This is a genomic window from Halomonas sp. 707B3 (assembly GCF_024158645.1).
Classification (GTDB): domain Bacteria; phylum Pseudomonadota; class Gammaproteobacteria; order Pseudomonadales; family Halomonadaceae; genus Vreelandella; species Vreelandella lionensis.
In genome coordinates this window covers 1-10,030 of sequence record NZ_JAMZBE010000133.1, presented here as the reverse complement: position 1 = coordinate 10,030, position 10,030 = coordinate 1, and the positions used below count along the sequence as shown (strand labels likewise).

Genomic DNA, 10,030 nt, shown 5'->3' with positions numbered 1-10,030 from the left:
CGGGCTTGCGAAAGCCAACTTGCACGGGGCGAATGATCAAAAAGTGCTCGCTGGCGGTGATAGGGAAAGTGTCGGCGCCGGCTTCACGGATTCAGGTTATTGTTCATAAAGTAAAAAATCATGAGAAGTGACTAAAGCTGACACACTTTGTGCCGATAACAAAGCACCGATTACAACGCATATCCCCCACTTGATGAGGCTAGAACTCGAACATGATGGCTACTTCTGAGAAGAGAAGTCGTTGGGCCTTGGGTTTGCAGACCAAGGTGCTGATGCTGGTATTACTCCCCTTGCTGTTGGTCACCGTTGTCTTGGTCTGCTTTGAAGCCTATAGCAGCGCCAAGGACTCCCGCGAAGCGTTAGCGGAACAGCGTGAGTTGTTGATTGAAGAGCGTCGTGCCTCGGTGCGCGATATCGTGCAGATGGCAACAACGGCTATCGCCCCGATTTATGAAAACGCCGGTGCCAATGACCGTGAAGCTAAGGAGCGCGCTGCCGAAATGCTGCGCTCCATGCGCTTTGAAGGCGAAAACTATATTTTCGTATATGAGTACGATGGTACTAACATCGTATTGCCTCACTCTCCGGAGCGTGAAGGTCAAAACCTGAGAGACCTGCAAGCACCTGATGGCACCTATATCGTGCGGGATTTCATCCGAGTTGGCCAAGATGGCGGTGGTTTTTACGAATACCCGTGGGAATACCCCGGTACCAATGAGTCTAAGCCCAAGCACTCCTACATTGATCGTTTAGAAAAATGGGGCTGGATTGTAGGCGCTGGTGTGTATGTAACAGATGTTGATGAAGCAATGGCCGAGTTAGAGGCTGCTGCCGCTGCCGACCTACGAAATGCGATTATATCCGCGACGCTGCTAGGCGCTGCACTATTTGCAGCTATTGCTCTGCTGGCCTTTGGCTTTGTGCGTCGTATTGTCGGTCCGATAAAGCGCACCGCTGATGCGATGGGGGATATTGCGCAAGGCCGGGGGGATCTCACCAGCCGCCTAGCGGTGGAAGGCAATGATGAAATCGGTAACCTCGCCGTACAGTTCAACGCGTTTGTAGCGCGTATGCAGGATACCTTGCGAGATGTTCGCCGCAGTACCACCAGCGTTTTCTACTCAGCCGAGGAAATTTCCCGAAGCTCAGAAGATCTAGCCACACGTACCGAGCAGGCTGCTGCCAACCTGCAGCAAACCTCGGCCTCTATGGAAGAGATTACGTCCACTGTGAGCCACAGTGCTGACAATGCCCAACAGGCCAACAAGCTGGTGCAGTCCACTGCGGAAGTGGCCCACCAGGGTGAAGAGGCCATGGGGCAGGTAGAAAACACGATGCGCGATATCAACGACTCGGCTACGCGCATCAGTGAAATCATCACCATGATTGATGCGATTGCCTTCCAGACCAACATTCTGGCGCTAAACGCCTCGGTGGAAGCTGCTCGTGCGGGTGAGCATGGCCGTGGCTTTGCGGTGGTTGCTCAAGAAGTACGCACCCTGGCCAGCCGCTCTAGTAATGCCTCTAAAGAGATCCGCGCGCTGATCGATACCTCCGTTCAGCACACCCACACTGGCGCCGAGCTGGTGCGTAATGCCGGTGCCACTATGCGCGAGATCGTTGAGAGCGTATCAAAAGTTACCGACGTGATTGGCGAGATTAGTGCCGGCGCCAAAGAGCAGAGTAGTGGTATCGGCCAGATCAATACCGCCGTAGCCGAAATGGATACCATGACCCAGCAAAATGCTGCCATGGTGCAAGAGTCCACTACGGCCGCTGCGGATATGCGCCGCCACGCTGAGCACCTTAATGAGCTAGTCAACTCCTTCGTATTAGGGGAAGACGACTCACAAAGCCAGACAACACCCCAGTTGAAAGGCCAGTCGCGCCAAGCGCTGCCTGCCAGCCGGTCCGGGACCAGCCAAGAGCTCAAGCGCCCGGCACTCTCCTCTAAGCCTGCACCCACTAAAGCTGGTGGAGACGACTGGGAAGAGTTTTAAGCGTTACGTTTGCGAAGGTGGTTGATGACGCCCCCCTGGGTAATCAGTTCTCGCTGGCGGGGGCTGAGCCCATGATGCAGCGTCATCTCACCTTTACCGGGGATATGCGCCGTTAGCGTCTCTCCGCTTTCCAACTGCGCGTAGACATCCTCGATCACTATGCGGTCACCTTGCGCTAGCTGAGCGATGTCTTCCTCGCGGGTAAAGGTTAGCGGCAGCGCACCAAAGCAGATCAAATTTTGCCAGTGAATACGCGCAAAACTCTTCGCCACCACCACCTGCAGCCCTAAGTAACGCGGCACCAGCGCGGCATTTTCTCGGCTGGAGCCTTGCCCATAGTTGGCACCCCCAATAATCACGTGCCCGCCCTGAGTACGGGTGCTTTCTGCGCGCTCGGCATAATCCGGGTCGACCGCTTCAAACGTGAACGGTGCCGAAGCATACACGCTGCTCCAATACGGGAGCACCCGCTGCCCGGCAGGCATAATGTCGTCGGTGGAGATGTTGTCGCCCGCCACCAGCAGCACGGGTACATCCAAACGATTAGGCAGAGGGCTAAGCTCTGGCAGGGCCGGGGTGTTCTCGGTTTTTTGCAGTGCTTTAAGCTTTGCCTCATGGGGTGGCAGCGGCGCATTAAACAGCGCGCGGTTTACTTCGATTTTGGCGGGCTCTTGGGGGCGTGGGTAGGGCATATCGAGAGTGCGGGGGTCGGTAATCACCCCCGCCAGCGCTGAAGCTGCCGCGGTTTCTGGGCTGCACAAAAACACGCTGTCTTCCCGCGTGCCGGAGCGCCCTGGGAAATTACGCGGCACGGTGCGCAGACTATTAAGCCCCACCGCCGGGGCCTGGCCCATACCAATACAGCCATTGCAGCCTGCCTGGTGCAGACGGGCGCCGCTGGCGACTAAGTTGGCTAAATAACCCTGCTCAATCAGCGTGGTCAGTACTTGGCGGGAAGATGGGTTGATGTCCAGTGAGACCCCATCGGCCACCTGCTTGCCCCGCACGATTTCTGCCACCACGGCAAAGTCACGAAAGCCTGGGTTGCCTGACGAGCCGATGTAAGCCTGATGCAGCGGTTTGCCCGCTGCTTCCCGCACGGTGACCACGTTATCGGGGCTGGAAGGTAGCGCAATCATTGGCTCCAGCTTGCTAAGGTCAAGCGTTTCGTTCAGGTCGTAGTGGCAGCCGGGTTCGGCGGCCAGCGCTACCCAATCGTTTTCTCGCCCTCGGGAGGCTAGAAAGCGCCGAGTCTCGTCATCGCTGGGGAACACCGTGGCCGTTGCCCCCATTTCGGTGCCCATGTTGGCGAGCACATGGCGGTCCATGGCGGACAGGTGCTTTAGCCCCGGCCCGTAATACTCAATCATGGTGTTTTTGCCGCCTGCCACGCCGTGGCGGCGCAAAAGTTCCAGCACAATATCTTTCGCTGAGACCCAGTCAGGCAGTTGCCCTTCGAGCTTAATGCCCCAGATTTTCGGCATGGTGATATACAGCGGCTCGCCCGCCATCGCCATCGCCACTTCAATACCGCCTGCGCCAATCGCCAGCATGCCGAGCGCGCCTGCTGCCGTGGTGTGGCTATCGCAACCCACAATGGATTCACCGGGCACCCCAAAATTTTCCATATGCACCGGGTGGCTAATGCCGTTGCCGGGGCCGGAGTACCACACCCCAAAGCGCTCGCAGGCGCTCTTTAAAAACAGGTAGGTTTCGGCATTTAGGTTATCGGCCTGCACCAGGCCGTGGTCGATGTACTGCACGCTGGGCTCAGTGTGTACCCGGTCAAGCCCCATGGCTTCTAGCTCTAGCATCACGAGAGTGCCTAACACATCTTGCAGCAGGGCTTGGTTAATGTGCAGGGCGATTTCACTGCCGGGGGTTAGCTCACCGCTGATTAAATGGCGCTGAATCAACTGCTGGGCAAGGTTTAACGGCTGAACAGGGGAGGAGTCGGACATTGTTTTTCACCAAATTGTCGTTGTTATCAATTATGCAGGGATGCAAGGAAGAAACGCGGTCAGGGAAGGGGGTAACAGCGATCAGCACTGCCCGCTTTCACCACTTGCCCCGGCGTCTCATGGCCGATCAGCTCGGGCAGAGTGGCGGAAATGTCCAGCAGCGCGGGTAGGTTCACGCCGGTGGCAACGCCCATTTGTTCGAACATATGCACTAAGTCTTCAGTGCACACATTGCCTGTGGCACCGGGGGCAAACGGGCAGCCGCCTAAGCCACCTAGCGAAGCATCAAACCGAGTAATGCCCGCTTGCCACGCCGCTAGGGCATTTGCCAAGCCCATGCCTCGGGTATTGTGGAAGTGAAGCGTAAACGGCACGCCGGGAAAGCGTTCCAGCACTTGGCGGCACAGTGCCGCTACCTGGGCGGGGTTCGCCACGCCGGTGGTATCGCACAGCGTGATGCCTTCTACCCCCAGCGCCAGTTGCTGCTCAATAAGAGTGAACACGCGCGCCTCCGGCACCTGCCCTTCAAACGGGCAGCCAAAGGCGGTGGAGAGTGAGGCATTGATGAAGACACCGCTACCGCGCACCGCCTGAATAATGGCGGCAAACTGTGTCAGCGACTCCTCCGGCGTCATGCGAAGATTTGCGCGGCCGTGGGCATTGCTGGCCGACATCACCAGATTGATCTCATCCACGCCGCAGGCCAGCGCCCGCTCGGCACCTTTTAGGTTGGGTACCAGCACCGTGACGTCCACACCTTCGCGGCGCTGAATAGCACTCACCACATCGGCGGCGTCGCGTAGGTTGGGAATGGCTTTGGGAGAGACAAACGAGGTCGCTTCGATACGGGCAATGCCGGTGGTCGTTAACGCATCAATCAGCGCGATTTTCTGCTCGGTGGGGATAAAGCGCTCCTCGCTCTGAAAGCCATCGCGTGGTGCTACTTCGTTAATTTGTAACGTCGTCATGGGGTTCTCCACTTAAATAATGCCTGCCTGACGCAGCTTGTCCCGCGTAGCGGCATCAATGCCCAGCTCCTCGAGCACGTCATCGGTGTGCGCGCCCAGCTTTGGCCCGCCTTGCCCCAGCCTGCCGGGGGTGGCGCTCAGTTTGGGCAGCACGCCCGGCACCTTGAGCGGGCGACCATCGGCGCGGGTAACGGTTTGAATCATCTCGCGGGCGAGGTAGTGGGGGTCGTTGGCAATATCGGCGGCGGTGTAGGGGTAACCTGCCGGTACGCGGGCATCATCTAAAGCGCTAAGAATATCGTCCCGGTGGCGGGTTTGGGTCCAGGCCTCAATGGCAGCGTCGATCTCACTGGCGTGTTGGCTGCGGCCATCGTTGTGGGCCATGGCGGGGTGGTTGGCTAAATCCTCCCGGCCAATCACTCCCATTAAGCGCTTGAAGATGCTATCGCCGTTACCGGCAATTAACACGTACTCGCCCTCGCGGGTGCGGTAAGCGTTTGAGGGCGTGATGCCTGGCAGCGCGCTGCCGCTGGGCTCGCGCACGTGGCCGGTGGCATCAAACTCCGGCAGTAGGCTCTCCATCATGGCGAATACGGATTCATACAGGGCGACATCAATCTCTTGCCCTAAGCCGCTTCGCTGGCGCTCCTGAAGGGCCAGCAGCGTGCCGATCACCGCGTAGAGTGCCGAGAGCGAGTCGCCAATGCTCACACCCACGCGCACTGAAGGCTCGCCCGCGTGGCCGGTTAAATAGCGCAGCCCACCCATGGCTTCACCAATCACTCCAAACCCTGGCTTGTTGCGATAGGGGCCGGTTTGGCCAAAGCCTGAAACGTGCACCATGATCAGCTTGGGGTTAATCGCCGCCAGCGCCTCATAGCCCAGCCCCCAGTTTTCCAGAGTGCCAGGGCGGAAATTTTCGACCACCACATCGGCTTCGGCGGCCAAGCGGCGCACCACGTCTTGACCCTCCTGGCTGCGAAGATCAAGCGTCACCGAGCGTTTTGTGCGACTTTGTACATGCCACCACAGCGAGGTGCCCTCTTCGAGAATACGCCATTTGCGAAGCGGATCACCGGCACCGGGTGGTTCCACCTTAATCACGTCGGCACCAAATTCACCCAGCAGTTTGGTGGCAAAGGGGCCGGCAATCAGTTGACCAAGCTCTACGACTTTAAGGCCATCGAGGGGAAGCTGGCGGGTGGTCATAATAAAAGCTCCTGGTAACGCTTAGCAGCCAAGCGCGTGCTGAAGTAGCGAGTCTTAATGTCTTGTTGTCGGTTAAGCATCTGTGAGCCTGCTGAGCATCACAATTAGGCAATCAGGAACCAGGCGTTCGCCAGCGACGAACCCTACAACCGGCGACCAATGCGGCCCATTTAATAACAACGTGGTAAACGTGATGCTGCGATTTGATTTTGTAACGCTGAAACTGTTTGTGGCGATTGCCGATGAAGGGCGTTTAACTGCCGCTGCCGAGCGTGAGCATTTGGCGCTGGCAGCGGTGAGCAAGCGGGTGAGCGATTTAGAAACACTGGTGGGCACCGAGCTTTTGTATCGGCGGCCGCGCGGCGTAGAGCTAACCCCGGCGGGCCGCGCTTTTTTGCACCATGCCCGGCGCATTCTGGAAGATGTGGCGCGGCTACAGGCGGAGCTCAGTGAGTATGGCGAAGGGGTGCGCGGGCATGTGCGAATTCACTCCAATACCTCGGCCATCATTGCGTTTTTGCCCCAGGATTTAAGCGCCTTTGCCATCGAGTACCCGCAAATCAAAATCGATTTGCAGGAGCGCACCAGCAGCGAAGCGATCACCGCCGTGCGCGATGGCGTGGCAGATATCGGCATCTTTGCCAGCCACGTTGCCGCCGATGATTTAGAAGTACGCCCCTACCGGCGCGACCAGTTGGTATTGGTCACGCCGCAAGATCACCCGCTGGCAGTGCATGACAAGCTCTATCTGCATCAGGCAGCCGAGTACGACTTTGTCGGTTTACAGCAGGATGCCTCGCTGCAATCACTGCTTCACGAGCAGGCAAGCCAGGCGGGCCGAACCTTGCGCATGCGCATTCAAGTGCGCAGTTTCGACGCTATTTGTCGCATGATTCATTACGGTATGGGCATCGGTGTGCTGCCCCAGCGCACGCTGTACCGTGACCTTAACGACCTCAAACTACGCATGATTCCGCTCGCTGATGAGTGGGCCACCCGCGAACTGGTGATTGGTATGCGCCACTACGCGGCACTGCCCGTGGTATCCCGCCACTTGGTCGACCACTTGCTAACCCCCTCAGGCCCAACAGGAGAGACCCCATGACAACAGGCATCGCCCACGAAATAAAAGCGCTCACCTTTGATGTGTTTGGCACGGTAGTAGACTGGCGCAGCAGCGTTATTCGCGAAGGCGAACAGCTGAACCAGGCCAAAGGGCTGAACGTCGATTGGGCAAGGTTTGCCGACGAGTGGCGGGCAGGCTATGCCCCTGCGATGAACCGTGTGCGCCAGGGGGAACTGCCCTGGACCAAGCTGGATGACTTGCACCGCATGACCCTCGACCAGCTGCTGATTGCCTTTGGTATTGCCGACCAGCTAGATGAGGATGAAAAAGCGCACCTGAACCGCGTGTGGCACCGCTTAACGCCCTGGCCTGACAGCGTGGAAGGCCTATTGCAGTTAAAACAGCGATTTATATTAGCGACACTCTCCAACGGTAACGTCTCGCTGCTGGTGAACATGGCTCGCCATGCCGGGCTGCCCTGGGACTGCGTGCTCTCCTCTGAGCTTGCTGGGCACTACAAGCGCGACCCGGAGGTGTACCACATGGCGGCCAATCTCCTGAGCCTAAACCCCTCGCAAATCCTGATGGTGGCCGCTCATCAAGATGATTTACAGGCTGCCCACCGGGAAGGCATGCGCACCGCCTTTGTGAAGCGCCCGCTGGAGTTTGGGCCAGATGCCACGCCGGATTTAAGTATCGACCCCTGCTTTGATTTCGTTGCAGAAGACTTCCTCGACTTGGCGCGGCAGCTCTCATGAAACTCGACCCGACCTCTCTCAAGCTGTTCGTGAAAGTGGCCGAGCTAGGTACTATTACCGGGGCAGCCGACGCCTCTTTTATGGCCACCTCGGCCGTGAGTAAACGCCTCAGCGAGCTGGAGGCGTACTTCAATACGCCGTTGCTGAAGCGCAATAATCGAGGCATCGAACTGACGCCTGCGGGGAGTGCGCTGCTAAATCTCTCTCGGGGTGTGCTGCACAATTTAGAAGACCTAGACCTGCAAATGCGCGACTACGCCAGCGGCCAGCGGGGCATTGTGCGGGTATTTGCCAATATGTCGGCGATTACCCAATACCTACCCCAGGAGATGCGCGCTTTTTTTGAGCTGCACCCGGATATCGGTGTGCAGCTTGAAGAGAAGGTCAGCCCGATCATTACCCGCGAAGTGATGAACAATAACGCCGACATCGGCGTGTGCGCGCAGATGCTGCATGGCTATGACCTGATCGAGTTCCCTTACCACGTGGATGACCTAGTGCTGGTGGTGCCACAGCAGCACCCGCTGGCCCAACGGGAGAAGGTGTTTTTCCGCGAGTGTTTGGACTACCCCCATGTAGGGCTGCACACCGCCAGCGCGATTAACTTAGAGATCATGCGGGCGGCCAGCATGGCTAACAAAACTCTGCGAATTCGTATTCAGGTGACCAGCTACGATGCTTTGTGCTTGATGGTGCAGGCGGGGCTGGGCGTGGGGGTGCTGCCCCGTGGGGCGATTCGTCAGTACGTGGATGGGCTCAATGTGAATGTGCTGTCGATACAAGACGACTGGGCGCGGCGCAAACTGAGTATTTATGTCAGAGATTTAGACCGGCTTTCTATGGCGGCAAGGGTGCTGGTGGAGCATTTTATTCAGGCCGCCAGCGGCGCTTCTCCACCGCCTTAAAGGGAAATCGACGGCGCTGCTTTCGCGATTGGAGAAGGCAGGTTCATCAATGACCAATATACAGCGCTATGGTTTGGCGTTATCACTTTAGACACCGCTAAGCGAACTCCCCTTGCTTACTCGGTTATCGGGAGAGGTGCAGTTAGGGCCTCCCACAGCACACAACATCACAACATGCTTCCCGACGCGTTGAGGATAAACAATGACTAAATTAACACTACGCCACTTGCTTCCCGCTTCAATTCTAGCTGTAAGCGCTCTCACTGCCGCCACTGCACAGGCGCAAACCGCACTGAACATGGGCTCGGTGCCTACGGGTACGGGCTGGTTTTTCGGTATCTCTGAAGGCGCACGGGTCATCAGCGCCAATACGCCCTACGAGATTACCGTACGTGAAACAGGCGGCACCCGCGAAAACGCCATTCGCCTCACCAACGGCGAGCTAGACCTAGCCTTTACCGAGGCGCTGGTGGGCTACGAGCAGTACAACGGCGAAGGTCGTTTTGCCGATATGCCCAACCCCAATGTGCGCTTGGTGTACTGGATTGCACCTTCTACCATGCACTGGGCGGTACGTCAGGATAGCGATATTGAGACCTTCGAAGACCTAAACGGTGAGCGCTTCAACCCCAGCAGCATCGGCGGTGGCGGCGAGTACATCACCGAGCAGGTGTTTGGCATTCTGGGCATTGAGCCCGACTTCCAGCGCATGCGTGTGAACGATGCGGCGGAAGGGGTGACCGATGGCCGTCTCGTGGGCTTCAGTTACAACGGCGTGCCGCCGATTCCGCTGTTCACCGAGGTACACTCCTCGCGTCCGCTGCAGCTGCTGTCGCTTTCTGATGAGCAGGTCGAGACCGTCACCACTGAGCTGCCGTTTCTCTCGCCAACCGTTATTCCTGCCGATACCTATACCGGCATGAGTGAAGCGCAGTCGCTGGGTATTTACATGGGCATCGCGGCTACCACCGACCTGGATGCCGACACCGTGTATGAGCTCACCAAAGCGTACTGGGAAAACCACGACCAAGTGGCCGCCTCCTTCAAACCTGCGGGCAGCGTCGACCCCCAAACCGTGATCGATACCGCTACCTTCCCGCTGCATGCTGGCGCGCTGCGCTACTACCAGGAATTAGGGCTGGAGATCCCCGCCGACATTATTC

General features: G+C 57.9%; 8 protein-coding genes. 5 read left to right on the top strand and 3 right to left on the bottom strand.

Going from position 1 to position 10,030, the window contains the following annotated elements:
* Positions 1-215 precede the first annotated feature (215 nt).
* The gene (locus BIS10_RS14880) at positions 216-2,000 is read left to right on the top strand and encodes a methyl-accepting chemotaxis protein (protein ID WP_253506249.1); all 1,785 of its coding nucleotides are present in this window, start codon (positions 216-218) and stop codon (positions 1,998-2,000) included.
* Here BIS10_RS14880 and BIS10_RS14875 read toward each other — a convergent pair.
* The 3 genes from BIS10_RS14875 to BIS10_RS14865 are packed head-to-tail and all read right to left on the bottom strand — an operon-like array spanning position 1,997 to position 6,138.
* Entirely contained in the window at positions 1,997-3,961 is a 1,965-nt protein-coding gene (locus BIS10_RS14875; RefSeq protein ID WP_253506247.1) for an aconitate hydratase, read from the bottom strand. The genes BIS10_RS14880 and BIS10_RS14875 overlap by 4 nt on opposite strands.
* A 59-nt stretch (positions 3,962-4,020) precedes the next feature.
* The gene (locus BIS10_RS14870; RefSeq protein ID WP_253506245.1) at positions 4,021-4,929 is read right to left on the bottom strand and encodes a hydroxymethylglutaryl-CoA lyase; all 909 of its coding nucleotides are present in this window, start codon (positions 4,927-4,929) and stop codon (positions 4,021-4,023) included.
* 12 nt (positions 4,930-4,941) lie between these two features.
* Positions 4,942-6,138, bottom strand: a complete 1,197-nt coding sequence (locus BIS10_RS14865; protein ID WP_253506243.1) for a CaiB/BaiF CoA-transferase family protein — start codon at positions 6,136-6,138, stop codon at positions 4,942-4,944.
* 193 nt (positions 6,139-6,331) lie between these two features.
* Between BIS10_RS14865 and BIS10_RS14860 the strand changes: the two genes are divergently transcribed.
* From BIS10_RS14860 to BIS10_RS14845, 4 genes are all read left to right on the top strand, one after another.
* Positions 6,332-7,243 carry a LysR family transcriptional regulator gene (locus BIS10_RS14860; RefSeq protein ID WP_044630223.1) on the top strand — a complete coding sequence of 304 codons (912 nt, stop codon included), beginning with the start codon at positions 6,332-6,334 and terminating at the stop codon, positions 7,241-7,243.
* On the top strand, positions 7,240-7,962 hold the full coding sequence (locus tag BIS10_RS14855; RefSeq protein ID WP_253506241.1) for a haloacid dehalogenase type II: 723 nt from the start codon (positions 7,240-7,242) through the stop codon (positions 7,960-7,962). The genes BIS10_RS14860 and BIS10_RS14855 overlap by 4 nt, the downstream gene beginning before the upstream one ends.
* Entirely contained in the window at positions 7,959-8,867 is a 909-nt protein-coding gene (locus BIS10_RS14850) for a LysR family transcriptional regulator (protein ID WP_253506239.1), read from the top strand. Before BIS10_RS14855 ends, BIS10_RS14850 begins: the two co-directional genes overlap by 4 nt.
* 202 nt (positions 8,868-9,069) lie before the next feature.
* A partial coding sequence (locus tag BIS10_RS14845) for a TAXI family TRAP transporter solute-binding subunit (RefSeq protein WP_253506237.1) occupies positions 9,070-10,030 on the top strand: 961 nt, incomplete at its 3' end.